Source organism: Streptomyces sp. NPDC102451 (genome assembly GCF_044765485.1).
Lineage (GTDB): Bacteria > Actinomycetota > Actinomycetes > Streptomycetales > Streptomycetaceae > Streptomyces.
Window position 1 is genome coordinate 146,187 of the sequence record NZ_JBIWKD010000006.1, and the last position, 13,440, is coordinate 159,626.

A 13,440-nucleotide genomic window follows, 5' to 3' on the forward strand; every position below is an offset into this window, starting at 1 on the left:
GAACGCCCGATCCACCCCCGGGGGAGTAGGAAGCACCTGTGAGCACCTTCGACAACGCCACCGCCCATCCGATCGGTTTCACCGCGCCCAGCGGCATCGACCGCGCAGCCCACCACCGGCTCGACGAGGCCTGGCTCGCCGCGGCCTGGAGCCACCCGACGACCAGGGTCTTCGTGGTCTCCGGGGGTCAGGCGCTCGTCGACGACACCCCCGACGGCGGCACCGAGCTCGTCATGACGCCCGCCTTCGAGGCGCCCGTCACCGAGACCCACCGCTACTTCCTTGGCACCGACGAGGACGGCGTACGCTACTTCGCGCTCCAGAAGGACTCCCTCCCGGGCCGCATGGACCAGTCCGCACGGCCCGCCGGTCTGCGCGAGGCCGGAATGCTCCTCGGCCCGCGCGACGCCGGGCTGATGGTGCACGCGGTGGCCCTGGAGAACTGGCAGCGGCTGCACCGCTTCTGCTCGCGCTGCGGCGAGCGCACCGTGATCGCGGCGGCCGGCCACATCCGCCGCTGCCAGGCCTGCGGCGCGGAGCACTACCCGCGCACCGACCCCGCGGTGATCATGCTGGTCACGGACGACCAGGACCGCGCCCTGCTGGGGCGCCAGGTGCACTGGCCCGAGGGCCGCTTCTCGACCCTCGCCGGCTTCGTCGAGCCGGGGGAGTCGATCGAGCAGTCCGTGGCCCGCGAGGTGTTCGAGGAGGCCGGGGTCGTCGTCGGCGAGGTCGAGTACATCGCCAGCCAGCCCTGGCCGTTCCCCTCCAGCCTGATGCTCGGCTTCATGGCACGCGCCACGTCCTCCGAGATCAACGTGGACGGCGAGGAGATCGAGGAGGCCCGCTGGTTCTCCCGCGAGGAGCTGACGACCGCCTTCGACTCGGGAGAGGTCCTGCCCCCGTTCGGCGTCTCGATCGCGGCGCGCCTCATCGAGCTCTGGTACGGCAAGCCGCTCCCGAGGCCGGGCACCGTCGGCTGACGGCGCGGGCCGGAAGATACGGGGCCCTGGCGAGCCCGCGCACCGGGGACGTCGGTAGAGTCCCCGGCCATGCCCGAATCGAGCGTCCGTCACGACGCGATCATCAACGCCATCATGGCGAACGCCGGCCGTTCGACCCTGGCCTTCGCGCAGGCGCACGCCGACCGGTGGCACGGCACGGCGTTCTGGTTCAACGACCTCATCGACTCCACGCCCGACTCCGAGGTCATCAGCCAGTACCTCGTGACGGCGGCGGAGGTGACGCGCTACGACCTGGGCGAGCTGACGCTGCGGCCCGAGCTGTGCGAACCCGTGGGGAGCGCGGAGAAGCTCCTCATGACGGACTTCGCCGACGGGTGGACCGTCCTCGGCGACCTGGGTGTCGCCGTGATGCCCACGGCGGGCCTGCACGCCCACGGCAGCCGCAAGGGCTGGAGCTGGGCGACCGACGAGATCACCGACGGACTGGCCGCGCGCCACGAGGACATCGCCCGGATCGGCGCCGAGCCCCTGCCCGCGTACATCCTGGGCCATGACGTGGGCGAGCCGGACGGGGAGAGGCTGCAGGCCGTCGTCGTGGGCCAGGTGGCACGCGGAACCGACGGCCACGTCCGGTGGGACTCCACCGTGCCCGAGGGATGCGCCGGTGCACCGGTCTTCGTGGGGGAGGAGCTCGGGGACGACCGGCTGAAGCTGGTCTGCGTCGGCCTCGTCCTGCCCGGCGGGAAGCAGAACCGGATCGCCACCTTCGACCGCATCAGGACCGCTGTGCGGGAATCGGCGGCCGGTCGGGGAGCGGAGCCGGTGACGGCCCCGGCGGTGGACCCGGGCCCGGAAGGCCCGGAAGCGGGACGACGCCCGAGCTGGTGGCGCAGGAAGCTCCGTAAACGCTGACAGGACGCGGCCGCCGGCAGCACGAAGGCCCCGGGCTTCCCGCCCGGGGCCTTCGCCGTTCGCTCCGCGTCAGGCGCCGATCTTGTCGGCGTCCATCTCGCCGTGGGTACGCCCGTCCCTGGGCGACTGGCTCAACAACAAGAAGGACCAGTTCGACCACATCATCATCCTGAAGATCGACCGCATCGCGCGGTCGGTCCGCCACCTCTCGGACATCATCGAGTGGTGCGAGGCGAACGGTAAGGGCCTGATCTCCTGTGAGGAGGGCTTCGACCTCTCGAAGCCGTGGGGCAAGACGATCGCCAAGATCCTGGCTGTGGTCGCAGAGGCCGAGCTGGACGCCATCAAGGCCCGCAACAAGGCTTCCCGGGAGACCATGCGGAAGACCGGCCGCTGGCCGGGTGGCCTTGTCCCGTTCGGACGTAGAGCAGTGAAGGGTGACGCAGGCTTCACTCTGGAACTCGACCCCGAGCACGGCCCGACGCTGATCGAGATGATCCGGCGCTTCATCGAGAAGCCGAGCTTCTCGGCTGTCGCCGACTGGTTGAACGAGCAAGGTGTACCCACGGCTCAGGACATCGCTCGCATCCGCGCGGCGGCAGGCGAGAGCACAACTCGGCTGGCCGACCCGAAGCCTCGGGGAGCCAGGTGGACGCCGACCACAGTGCAAGCCGTACTGATCAGCCGCTCCCTACTCGGGGAGTACGTACGCGCCAGTGGCGCCGTAGCCCGCAACGACGACGGCACACCTGTCATGCGCTCTGAGCCGGTACTGAACGAGGAGGAGTGGACGAAGCTGTCGGAAGCCGTCGCCTCGGTCAAGTACAAGAAGCAGAAGGGCTCTACGTCGCCGACGGTGGGCGTGACGTTCTGCATGCTGTGCGGCAGCTCCCTCTACTTCGTGAAGGGCGATCCGGCCAAGGGCAAGCGCGAGCGGTATCGGTGTCACGGCAACAAGAGCAAGGGCATCCAGGCATGCCCGAAGCAGAGGTTCTGGGCAGAGGACTTGTACCCCTGGCTGGAGTCGGCCTTGTTGGGCGAGATCGGCCACCTGGAACGGATGGAGTCGAAGACGACCATCGACAACAGCCGTGCAGCCAAGCTCGCCGTGATCGACGGCAGGATGAACCAGCTCCTGAAGGAACTCCAGCAGGACGAGATCAGCGCCGTCGCGTACGCCTCACAAGTCGCCAGCCTTGCCCAGGACCGAGAGAAGGTCACCAACCAGGAAGGGCCGAAGCCGGTGACCGTGTGGACGGGCACGGGCGAGGGCTACGCGGAGTGGTGGGAGCGGTCGAGCGTCGACGAACGGCGTGAATGGCTGAAGAAGCACAAGGTCAAGGCGTACTTCGGACATGACGTCCTGGCCATCGATCCCGGCGACCTGATCGAGAACATCAAGCAGCAGGGCATCACGTACTGGGATGTGCCCTCCAAGTCTTCTCAGGTGCTCTCACCGATCACGCCGATCTCCTTGCACGGAAAGCCGTACGAGAAGCCGAAGCCGCTTACGGGTGTGGAGTGGGAGATCGTCAGCCGCTGGGAGGACTTCGAAGCGGAGCGGACAGCACAGCGGGCGAAGGGCCAGGAGGAAGCCCAGGGAGCAAGGGAAGCCATGGTGGTTCCGACGTCCGCCTGATGCAGGATGAGCAGGCGAGGAAGGCCCCCGACTTGGGGGCCTTCTGTCGTTCCGAGTCAGAAGGGCGGCGGCTCGTGTTCGGCCTCGCGGAGCCGATTGGCCGAGTTGTCGTAGTCGAAGTCGGCTGGCAGGGGAGCTGTGTACGACTCGCCGAACCACTTCCGGCGGCGCTCCCCTTGCTTGACCGTCGCCAGGTCTACGAAGGGCAAGGAGGGGGCCGAAGGCCCCCAAGAGAGCCAGCGCCTTTGTCCTCCTCCTGGGGGCCGCTCACGCGGCCCACCGTCGCTGGTTGCTTGCGCTCTTCGTCTTCGCCCTGTCGGCCCCCTGCCGGGGGCCGCTCTTCGCCTACCGGCTTGCTGCTTCCATCGCCGTCGCTCTTGAAGGTATGTAGGTTGTATGGCTCCTCAGCCATACCGCCCTGCTTCGGCAACGTGAGCCGGTAGATCACCGGGCCGTCCGGTACTTTGCCCGTCTTCGTGAGCCAGCCGGCCTTACGCAGCCTGCCGACGATCTTGTTGACCGTCTGCTCTGGAGCCTTCCCGCCGTAGCCGAGTTCCCTGCGATCGTCCCGTTGGACGGGCATGCGTTCTGGCCCGTCTCGTAGTCCGCATACAGCGCCATCGCAACGCCGACCAACTTCTCTGCGGGCTTCATGCCAGAGCGCACCAACGCACGGCGCCATACATGTTCCTATATCTCGGGCTTCCCTTCTCTGAAGACTCAAAAGGACTCCAAAATCTACAGCTCACCAGAGACAAAGGCGCAGGTCATCACATGTGAGGCGCCTCTCAGACGGACCCCGGAACCGTGGCAGGATTTGGGCCGGTAAGACCCGGCGGTCGGCAAGCACTGGCCAGGGGGTCATACCCCACCCCTCCGCCGCCGCGCTCTGCCGTGCGCTGATGCCGTAGGGGAACTGTCGACGAAACTCAGTAGCTGTTCGGCCCCAGCCCTGCATACGTTCGGCCGCATGGCTGACGACTGCTTCACGCATCCACGACTCGCCGCGATCTACGATCCCCTCGACCCTGACCGCAGCGACCTCGATGCATACCTGGAGATGGCAGAAGAGTTCGAGGCGCAACGAGTACTGGACATCGGCTGCGGCACGGGGGTGTTCGCACTTCTCCTGGCCGACCGCGAGATCAAGGTCGTCGGCGTGGATCCCGCCAGGGCGTCCATCGACGTCGCTCGGGCCAAGCCGGGAAGTGAGCGAGTGCGCTGGATCTGCGGTGACGCGGCAGACCTCCCACCGCTGCAGGTTGACCTCGCGACGATGACAGCGAACGTCGCCCAGGCCATCGCTGATCCGCATACATGGCAGAAGACGCTACGGGGAGCCCACGAAGCACTGCGGCCTGGAGGGCATCTGGTCTTCGAGACGCGCGATCCGGCCAGACGCGCCTGGGAAGAGTGGACCCGAGAGAACTCCTACCGCGTGACCGAGATCTCAGGCGTCGGCTCCGTCGAGAGCTGGGTTCAGCTGGCTGAGGTGAGCTGGCCTCTGGTGACGTTCCGCTGGAGCTACAGGTTCGCAGTGGACGGACTGGTGTTGACGTCGGATTCGACGCTGCGTTTCCGCGAGCGGGAGGAAGTCGAGCGGGACCTGGTCGCGCATGGATACGTGGTGGATGACGTTCGCGATGCGCCCGACCGCCCAGGAAGGGAGTTCGTCTTCCTGGCACGACGTCCGTGATCTTCGGTGATCCATGCCACTCGAATTCGATGACGCACCCTCAAGGTTCCATGGCGCAGGACAACGACCGTGGCGCAGCGTGACCAGTAGTAGACGTCCCGAAAACCAAACATGCAGAGCGGCCCCCTCCGGTGACCTTGACCAGAGGGGGCGAAGCGATGGAGAGCGTCAGACCGCGAGCGCCTGCTTCACCTGGGCAAGGCTCGGGTTCGTCATCACGACCTCAGCGCCACCGTTGGAGGGAACTACCAGCACAGTCGGGACCGTCTGGTTCCCGCCATTCGCCTTCTCGACGAAAGCCGCCGAATCCGGGTCCTGCTCGATGTTGACCTCGGTGTACGCGATGCCTTCGCGGTCCATCTGCCCCTTGAGCCGGCGGCAGTAGCCGCACCACGTGGTGCTGTACATCGTCACAGTGCCCGGCATGTCGTCGGTGCTCCTTCGTCTGTCCGTCTCGCTGGATGCGGGCCGTACGCTCCCGCATGGAGGGAACGTACGGGACGTGACGGCCATTCCCCGCGGCCTCCCTGGTTTCCCCGTACCGGTATGACGAACGGCACCCCCTGTGGACAACCGCCGCTCCGGTCCCTCCCGACCTGGCAGCATGGCAGGGTGACAGCAGCAACGCATTCCACCCTCTTCCCCCAGGTCCCCGACACCGCGGACGCCGTGCTCGACGGGCTCGACCCGGAGCAGCGCGAGGTGGCGCTGGCCCTCGGCGGGCCCGTGTGCGTGCTGGCCGGAGCCGGGACGGGCAAGACGCGGGCGATCACGCACCGCATCGCCTACGGGGTGCGTGCCGGAATCCTCCAGCCGGCGACCGTGCTCGCCGTCACCTTCACCAACCGTGCGGCCGGGGAGATGCGGGGCCGGCTCCGCCAGCTCGGCGCGACCGGCGTGCAGGCCCGGACCTTCCACTCGGCGGCCCTGCGCCAGCTCCAGTACTTCTGGCCGAAAGCAGTCGGTGGCGAGCTCCCGCGTCTGGTGGAGCGCAAGGTCCAGCTGGTCGCCGAGGCCGCTGCCCGCTGCGGGATCCGGCTCGACCGCAACGAGCTGCGGGACACCACCAGCGAGATCGAGTGGGCCAAGGTCACCCAGACCGTCCCCGCCGACTATCCGGCCGCGGTGGCCAAGACCCAGCGCGACGCCCCGCGCGACCCGGCCGAGCTCTCGCAGATCTACGCGATGTACGAGCAGCTGAAGCGCGACCGCTCGGTGATCGACTTCGAGGACGTGCTGCTGCTCACCGTCGGCATCCTCCAGGACCGCCACGACATCGCCGAGCATGTGCGCCGTCAGTACCAGCACTTCGTCGTCGACGAGTACCAGGACGTCAGCCCGCTCCAGCAGCGGCTCCTCGACCTCTGGCTCGGCGACCGGGACGACCTCTGCGTCGTCGGCGACGCCGGTCAGACGATCTACTCCTTCACCGGCGCCACCCCCGACCACCTGCTGAACTTCCGCACCCGCCATCCGGACGCGACCGTGGTCAAGCTGGTGCGCGACTACCGCTCCACGCCCCAGGTAGTCCACCTGGCCAACGGCCTGCTGAGCCAGGCCCGGGGCAGGGCGGCCGAACACCGGCTGGAGCTCGTCTCGCAGCGGGACAAGGGCCCCGAGCCCGTCTACACGGAGTACGCGGACGAGCCGGCCGAGGCCGAGGGCACCGCACGCCGGATCCGCGACCTGATCGCCGCGGGCGTCCCGGCCGGTGAGATCGCCGTGCTGTACCGCGTCAACTCCCAGTCCGAGGTCTACGAGCAGGCACTGGCGGACGCGGGCGTGCCCTACCAGCTCCGCGGCGCCGAGCGCTTCTTCGACCGGCCGGAGGTGCGGGAGGCCGGGGTCGCACTGCGCGGTGCCGCCCGCGCGGGGGGCAACGACTCGCTGCTCGACGGCGCCGACGACCTGCCCTCCGAGGTGCGGGCCGTGCTCTCCACCAAGGGATGGACCTCCAAGCCGCCCGCCGGATCGGGCGCGGTGCGGGACCGCTGGGAGTCCCTCGCCGCGCTGGTGCGGCTGGCCGAGGACTTCGAACAGGCCAAACCGGGCGCCACGCTCTCCGATCTCGTGGCCGAGCTCGACGAACGGGCCGCCGCCCAGCACGCCCCCACGGTCCAGGGCGTCACCCTAGCGTCGCTGCACTCGGCTAAGGGCCTGGAGTGGGACGCCGCGTTCCTCGTCGGGCTGACCGAGGGCATGATGCCGATCGCCTACGCCAAGACGGACGAACAGGTCGAGGAGGAACGCCGCCTGCTGTACGTCGGAGTCACCCGGGCCCGCTTCCACCTCTCGCTGTCCTGGGCGCTGTCCCGGTCGCCGGGTGGCCGCGGGAACCGCCGGGCGACCCGCTTCCTGAACGGGCTGCGGCCCGGCTCGGCGGCGCTGGGCACGCGGGGCGGCGCCGGAGGAGGCGGCGGTATCGACCGCGGCTCCCGTGCGGGCACGGGCGGCGCCGGTGCGGAGAGGCCGGTCAGGGCGGGCCGGAGGGGTCCGGCGCGGTGCCGGGTCTGCGGCAGGACGCTCACCGAGGCCGGCGAGATGAAACTGATGCGCTGCGAGGACTGTCCCTCGGACATGGACGAGGGGCTGTACGAGCGGCTGCGCGAGTGGCGCGCGGACCGGGCGAAAGAGATCAGCCAGCCCGCCTACTGCGTCTTCACCGACAAGACACTGATGGCGATCGCCGAGGCGGCGCCGGACAGCGAGGGCGAGCTTGTCGTCATCGCCGGTGTCGGCAACCGGAAGCTGACCAGGTTCGGGGCCGACGTGCTGGCCATCTGCGCAGGCCGGACGGTGGGTCAGGAAGCTGAGGGGGGCGGGGACGACGTGTGAGAAAAACTCGTCGAAAAAATAGTTTGCGCCCGCAGCAGTCATCACCATAGGTTCTTAACCACGGGAACAGCGACTTCTCTGAAGCCCTGACTCCGTGCTGTACTTATCCGAATACCGCAGGATCGGCCCCGGCCGGTCCCTTGAGACGCCGAGAGGAGGCGATTGTCGTGATCAGCATCATCAACACCATCAAAATGACCGATCCGTCGGTCGTCTCCACCTGCTCGCTCGGCCTCGCCCGCTCTTCGGAGCTCTCGCTCCGCGGCACCGGTGTGTCCGGCATCTCCCTGGTCAGCCCGCTCTCTCTGGCGAGCCTGCCCGTGCGGGAGCGCAATGAGCGACCGACCGAGGCACCGGAAGCAGCAGTAGTGAAGGGACAGGCCTCGGCCTATGCCTTTGCGGCAGCCGCAGCCGGTGCCGGAGCCAAGAAGCAGACGACGCAGCACCACACGATGTGGGCCTTCCGTGGGCCTGAACCCTGGAGTGATCCAGCCTGATCCGATCAGGCCGGCGCCTTCAGGGCCGCGGAACCCCACTCGGGATCCGCGGCCCTTTTGTTTTGTCCGAACGGATGAGACGAGACGAAGGAGCCTCGGGACAGCAGGACCTGGTACCAGCCGCCAACCGGCCAACAGGCCGGCACGACCAGACGAGGACAACGCCACCGTGCAACTCGAGACGCACGCCCCGTCCGTACCGCCTTCCGACACGATCTCCCCGCCCGGCCTCACGGAGGACTCCACCTTGATCCCCCTCACCGCGCTCACCGCGCTCGACGACGCCATCGAGAACCTCGGCGTGCCCGTCCCCTGCCGCTCGTACGACCCGGAGGTCTTCTTCGCCGAGTCCCCGGCCGACGTCGAGTACGCCAAGTCCCTCTGCCGTACCTGTCCGCTGGTCGAGGCCTGTCTCGCCGGAGCCAAGGAGCGGCGCGAGCCGTGGGGCGTCTGGGGTGGCGAGCTCTTCGTCCAGGGCGTCGTCGTCGCCCGCAAGCGGCCCCGTGGCCGTCCGCGTAAGAACCCGGTCGCGGCGTGACCGCCGGCCTGGGGGTCATGGCCCCCACACGAACGAAGCGCATCGGAACCATCGACCGTCCCCAGACTCATGACCCCCGGAATCAGGCACCAATGACCACCACCACGAGGGAGCCCGTCGGCTCCGCGACCCCGGACGTCACCATCATCGGCGCGAACGACTCGCGCCAGAACAGGACCCGCGAGATGCAACTCATCCCAGAAGCCCTGGCTCGTGCGCATATGCACGACCGCCTGAGGGAGGCCGAGCAAGGACGTCAGGCAGTGCGCCTGGTGGCCGCCCGGCGGATGCAGCGCCGTGCGGAGCGCGCCTCGATGCGCGCCCGCCGCGCGCTGGCCATGGCCGTCATGCACTGACGGCTCCACCAGCAGTACGGCGCACCACGGCTGCCGGGCCACCGCTCGGCCCTCAGGCAGCCACCCTCCCCATCAGCGGGGCCGGCCCGAACAGGCCGGCCCCGCAGTGCGTTCCGGCGCGCGCCGCCCGGCCCTCGGCGTTATCGTCGCGAGGTGGACGAGGAGACTCAACACCCCGTGGAACCGGTCGCCGACCACGTGGCGTGTGCCCGCTGCGGCACCACCGCGGAGTCGGACCCGCCCCCCTTGACGTGGCTCTGCTCAGTGGAGAACGGCAGGCGCCAGTACTTCTGCGAGGACTGCGCGCGCACCCACCTGCGGGCGATCGAGGGCAGACTCGACTCGGCCTGGTGGTGACCCGGGGCCGAGGACGAGGAAGCGGAACCCGGTCCCCGCCCGTATCCCGAACTCCCGGGTTCCCCGGCGGCGCGGCAGCCGCGCCCTCCTCCAGGCCTCGGCTACACCTCGACCGCCGCGCCCTCCCCGGCGCTGACCTTTGCGCCGTCCGCGGTGCTGTCCTCGTCGGGTTCGTACTCCAGGAGGAACCCCGGCAGCCAGGACTCCAGTTCGTCGCGCAGACGGACCGTCGCGCCCAGCTGGCACAGCACCCCGATCGTGCTCAGCGTCACGCGGTGTATCAGCAGGTAGGACGGGGGCAGGTTCAGCTGTTTGCCCAACTGATGTGCCGGTGAGCGAGGGTCGGCGATCCGGGCGGCCTGGCTGCGCAGCCAGGAGCGGGTGAAGGTGAACTCGTCCGCCTGCGCGGGCTCGATGATGGGGAGTAGATAGCCGAGCACGGCGTCCGGTTCGAGATCGATGGACTCCCTGACGAAGCCGGCCTCGCGCAGCATGGCGTAGACAGCGTCGGCGTCACCCTCCAGCGTCATCCGCAGGGCGTCACCGATGGTCTGCGGCAGACCACCCGGAAGCCGGTCCACCGTGCCGAAGTCGAGCACCCCCAGACGCCACGGCGCACCGTCCGCGCCGGGCTCGTCCCCGCCGCGTGCCTCCGCGTCCCCGGTGGCCGTATCCGCCGGGGGGAGCAGCCGGAAGTTGCCCGGATGCGGATCCGCGTGCAGCAGGCCGGTGCGTGCCGGCCCCGAGAACAGGAAACGCGCCAGCAACTGGCCCGCCCGGTCCCGCTGCTCCGGCGTGCCGTCAGCGATCACCTCCGACAGCGGAATTCCGTCGATCCACTCCGTGACCAGCACCTGCTCGGACTGGTGCACCACTCCGGGGATCACCACATCCGGATCCGCCTCGAACTCGGCGGCGTGCTCCTGCTGGGCGCGGGCCTCCAGCTCGTAGTCCAGCTCCTCGGACACCCGGTCGCGCAGCTCCGTGATGAGCGGCTTGATGTCCATCCCGGGAATGAGGGGGCCCAGCAGCCGTGCGAAGCGGCTGAGTTGGGTGAGGTCCGACAGCAACGCCTCGCCGGCGCCCGGGTACTGCACCTTCACGGCGACGTCGCGCCCGTCGTGCCACACGGCGCGGTGGACCTGTCCGATCGAGGCCGCGGCGGAGGGCCGGTCCTCGAACTCGGTGAACAGCTCCCGCCAGTCCTCGCCGAGCCGCTCCGCCAGCACCCCGTGGACCGTGTGGGTCGGCATGGGCGGTGCCGCCTCCTGCAGCTTGGTCAGCGCCGCACGGTAGGGGCCCGCCACATCCTCCGGCAGTGCGGACTCGAAGACGGACAGGGCCTGTCCGAGCTTCATCGCACCGCCCTTCAGCTCGCCGAGGACCTTGAAGAGCTGGTCCGCCGTGCGCTGCTGGACCTCGCGGGCCACTATCTCGGCGGACTTCCCGCCGATCCGCTTGCCCAGCCCCCACGTGGCACGGCCGGCGAAGCCGAGCGGCAGGGCTGCCAGCTTCGCGGTACGGGTGACCGCCTTCCGGGGAAGATCAGACATGTGCCCCTCCAGTTCCCAGACTGCCGTGCGGCGTGAGTATCCGGTTCCGCTCCGTCGGCGGCGGTCACCCGGCCATTGTGTCCTGCGTGGCCCCGGCCGCGGGGGTGAGCTCCACCTCAGTGTGCCCGGCGGCACCACAGGCGCAGTCGGCGTGGGGCCCCAGCGGCTCCGACCGCCAGTCCAGCATCGGCATGGCGGCCTCCCAGCGTGCCCCCGTGCTGGCGGGCAGCTCCCCGTCGAGAAAGGACAGCGCGTGGGCCGCCGCGAGGCCGGCCACCGCGGTCGCCAGACCCAGATCGCAGGCCTGCACGCAGGTGCGCCGCCCGGAGCGCCACTGCGCGAGCATCCGTGGCCACTGGGGGTCCCTCTCGGCGCGGTGCAACGCCAGACAGCCCGCGCAGCCGGTGCCTCCGGGCAGCACCAAGGGCCCTACCACCCCGGTGGCTTCGATCACTCCCGCATAGAGATGCGGCGTACCCGAGGCGATCCACGGTGCCGCGATGTCCGGATCGGGGACATAGACGGAGAGCCCGTCCCTGGGCGCCACCACGATCAGGGACAGGGCGGGTCCGCCATGTGGAGGGGCCTCGGCCGCCCCGCCCGACCGTGGCGGCCCGCCGACCGCCGACCTGCGCACCAGCTGCCGGGCCGCCGTGTCCCGGCGCTCCCCGACCGACGAGGCCGGGAGGCCGCCCGGTGCGACGTCCCAGGGTTCGGTGCGGCCACCGTCGAGCACCTCGACGTGACCCACCCCCGACCCGGACAGCACCGCCGCGATCGCCGCACCGACCCTGCCCGCTCCGCGCACCTGGACCCGCATCGCGCGCCGGGCGGCGAGCCTCCGCAGCCCACTGCCGGGCGTCGGGTGGACCACGGAGAGCGCCGCCGCGTCGGGGCGCTGCCGCTCGAGGGTCTCGGCCCGTCGGCGTAAGGCGTCGGCCTCCGGACCGCCCGCATCCGGATCGTCCAGCAGCCCGGCCTCCGTGAGGCGCGATACGAGAATGTCCACATGACGGTCCGACAGGTCCAGAGCCCGGGCCTCTTCACGGAGCAGGGGAAGTCCGCGTGTTCCGTCGAGCAGTTCCAGAAAGCTGCCGGTGGCGATATCCATCGGCCCCAGCGTTACCGCGTGTGCGGGCGTCACACCGAATTGCACGGTGTTCCGTCCACGCCATGCCCGGCGGAGTGCGGGCTTCAGCATCGGGTGCATGACTTCTCCCAGGTCGGGTGTCGGGGTCCGTTGCCAGAATGCAACATGGCGGCGAAACGGGCCGAAAGTTATCCACAGGCTGGGGTATTAGTCGTTCAAATGGTGCAAGCCGAGAAGTGGATCAACGCGGGACCGTCGAGGGGGCGGGACTTCCCGCACCGCCAGCGGGTAACGTCGTGTCGTGCCCGCCGACCCCTCTCCCGGTCTCGCCGGGGAGACCCCTGCGCGCAGCGCCGGACGCAAGCAGCGCAGCCCCGCCACCCAGCAGCCCCGCGCATCGGTGACGAGCGCGGTCGAGGTCCGCAGGAGCACCCGGCGCAGCAGAACGGTCTCCGCGTACCGGGAGGGCGACCGCACCATCGTGCTCATCCCGGCCCGGATGTCGGAGGCCGAGGAGCAGCGCTGGGTCGGCGTGATGCTCGACAAGCTCGCCGCGCAGGAGAGCAGGCGCGTCATCGGCGACAGTGAGCTCGCCGACCGCGCGGAGCGGCTCTCCGGTCAGTATCTCGACGGCCGGGCGCGGCCCGCCTCCGTGCGCTGGGTGACCAATCAGAACACCCGCTGGGGCTCCTGCACCCCCGCCGAGGGAAGCATCCGCCTCTCGCACCGCCTGCAGGGGATGCCTGAGTACGTCCTCGACTACGTGCTCCTCCATGAGCTGGCCCATCTGCTGGTCCCGGGCCACGGGCCGCGTTTCTGGCGGCTCCTGGAGGCGTACCCCCGTACCGAGCGTGCGCGGGGCTACCTCGAGGGAGTCGTGGCGGCCGACCGGCTCCCGCATCTGCCCGCCGCCCGCGAAGAGTGAGTTCGCCGATTCTGTACCGGGTCTGTACCGGCTTGGCTCGATGTCGTGGTTTGCGGTTAGCCTGACGCGACGCATTC

14 protein-coding genes are annotated in these 13,440 nt (G+C 69.6%); 10 read left to right on the plus strand and 4 right to left on the minus strand.

The annotated features are described in order from the left end of the window. Positions 1-38: 38 nt before the first annotated feature. From nudC to ACIRD8_RS16195, 3 genes are all read left to right on the plus strand, one after another. Positions 39-983: an NAD(+) diphosphatase gene (gene nudC / locus ACIRD8_RS16185; protein WP_403991062.1), complete on the plus strand. Its 945-nt coding sequence runs from the start codon at positions 39-41 to the stop codon at positions 981-983. Between the two features lie 69 nt (positions 984-1,052). Further along, positions 1,053-1,877, plus strand: coding sequence for a hypothetical protein (locus tag ACIRD8_RS16190; RefSeq protein WP_403991065.1), 825 nt, complete (start codon positions 1,053-1,055; stop codon positions 1,875-1,877). 82 nt (positions 1,878-1,959) lie between these two features. Continuing rightward, complete coding sequence (locus ACIRD8_RS16195; protein WP_403991068.1) at positions 1,960-3,516, plus strand: recombinase family protein; 1,557 nt, start codon at positions 1,960-1,962, stop codon at positions 3,514-3,516. A 56-nt stretch (positions 3,517-3,572) separates the two neighbouring features. On the opposite strand, the gene ACIRD8_RS16200 is transcribed toward ACIRD8_RS16195, so the two are convergent. Next, the gene (locus tag ACIRD8_RS16200; protein WP_403991071.1) at positions 3,573-3,725 is read right to left on the minus strand and encodes a hypothetical protein; all 153 of its coding nucleotides are present in this window, start codon (positions 3,723-3,725) and stop codon (positions 3,573-3,575) included. Between the two features lie 761 nt (positions 3,726-4,486). On the opposite strand from ACIRD8_RS16200, the gene ACIRD8_RS16205 reads away from it, so the two are divergent. Continuing rightward, the gene (locus ACIRD8_RS16205) at positions 4,487-5,212 is read left to right on the plus strand and encodes a class I SAM-dependent methyltransferase (protein ID WP_403991074.1); all 726 of its coding nucleotides are present in this window, start codon (positions 4,487-4,489) and stop codon (positions 5,210-5,212) included. A 168-nt stretch (positions 5,213-5,380) separates the two neighbouring features. On the opposite strand, the gene ACIRD8_RS16210 is transcribed toward ACIRD8_RS16205, so the two are convergent. Continuing rightward, positions 5,381-5,638: a mycoredoxin gene (locus ACIRD8_RS16210; RefSeq protein ID WP_403991077.1), complete on the minus strand. Its 258-nt coding sequence runs from the start codon at positions 5,636-5,638 to the stop codon at positions 5,381-5,383. Positions 5,639-5,824: 186 nt separating this feature from the next. Between ACIRD8_RS16210 and ACIRD8_RS16215 the strand changes: the two genes are divergently transcribed. From ACIRD8_RS16215 to ACIRD8_RS16235, 5 genes are all read left to right on the plus strand, one after another. Then, positions 5,825-8,047: an ATP-dependent DNA helicase UvrD2 gene (locus tag ACIRD8_RS16215; RefSeq protein WP_403991080.1), complete on the plus strand. Its 2,223-nt coding sequence runs from the start codon at positions 5,825-5,827 to the stop codon at positions 8,045-8,047. Positions 8,048-8,214: 167 nt separating this feature from the next. Beyond that, complete coding sequence (locus ACIRD8_RS16220) at positions 8,215-8,544, plus strand: hypothetical protein (RefSeq protein ID WP_403991083.1); 330 nt, start codon at positions 8,215-8,217, stop codon at positions 8,542-8,544. 169 nt (positions 8,545-8,713) lie between these two features. Then, the gene (locus ACIRD8_RS16225) at positions 8,714-9,082 is read left to right on the plus strand and encodes a WhiB family transcriptional regulator (RefSeq protein ID WP_033298139.1); all 369 of its coding nucleotides are present in this window, start codon (positions 8,714-8,716) and stop codon (positions 9,080-9,082) included. Then, on the plus strand, positions 9,079-9,438 hold the full coding sequence (locus ACIRD8_RS16230) for a hypothetical protein (RefSeq protein ID WP_403991086.1): 360 nt from the start codon (positions 9,079-9,081) through the stop codon (positions 9,436-9,438). The genes ACIRD8_RS16225 and ACIRD8_RS16230 overlap by 4 nt, the downstream gene beginning before the upstream one ends. Positions 9,439-9,591: 153 nt before the next feature. Next, the gene (locus ACIRD8_RS16235) at positions 9,592-9,795 is read left to right on the plus strand and encodes a hypothetical protein (RefSeq protein WP_403991089.1); all 204 of its coding nucleotides are present in this window, start codon (positions 9,592-9,594) and stop codon (positions 9,793-9,795) included. A 101-nt stretch (positions 9,796-9,896) separates the two neighbouring features. Here ACIRD8_RS16235 and ACIRD8_RS16240 read toward each other — a convergent pair whose 3' ends face one another. After that, the gene (locus ACIRD8_RS16240) at positions 9,897-11,348 is read right to left on the minus strand and encodes an ABC1 kinase family protein (RefSeq protein WP_403991092.1); all 1,452 of its coding nucleotides are present in this window, start codon (positions 11,346-11,348) and stop codon (positions 9,897-9,899) included. A 64-nt stretch (positions 11,349-11,412) separates the two neighbouring features. After that, positions 11,413-12,558, minus strand: a complete 1,146-nt coding sequence (locus tag ACIRD8_RS16245; RefSeq protein WP_403991095.1) for a ThiF family adenylyltransferase — start codon at positions 12,556-12,558, stop codon at positions 11,413-11,415. A 181-nt stretch (positions 12,559-12,739) separates the two neighbouring features. Here ACIRD8_RS16245 and ACIRD8_RS16250 point away from each other — a divergent pair, with 181 nt between their 5' ends. Then, on the plus strand, positions 12,740-13,363 hold the full coding sequence (locus tag ACIRD8_RS16250; RefSeq protein ID WP_403991098.1) for a M48 family metallopeptidase: 624 nt from the start codon (positions 12,740-12,742) through the stop codon (positions 13,361-13,363). Positions 13,364-13,440: the final 77 nt, after the last annotated feature.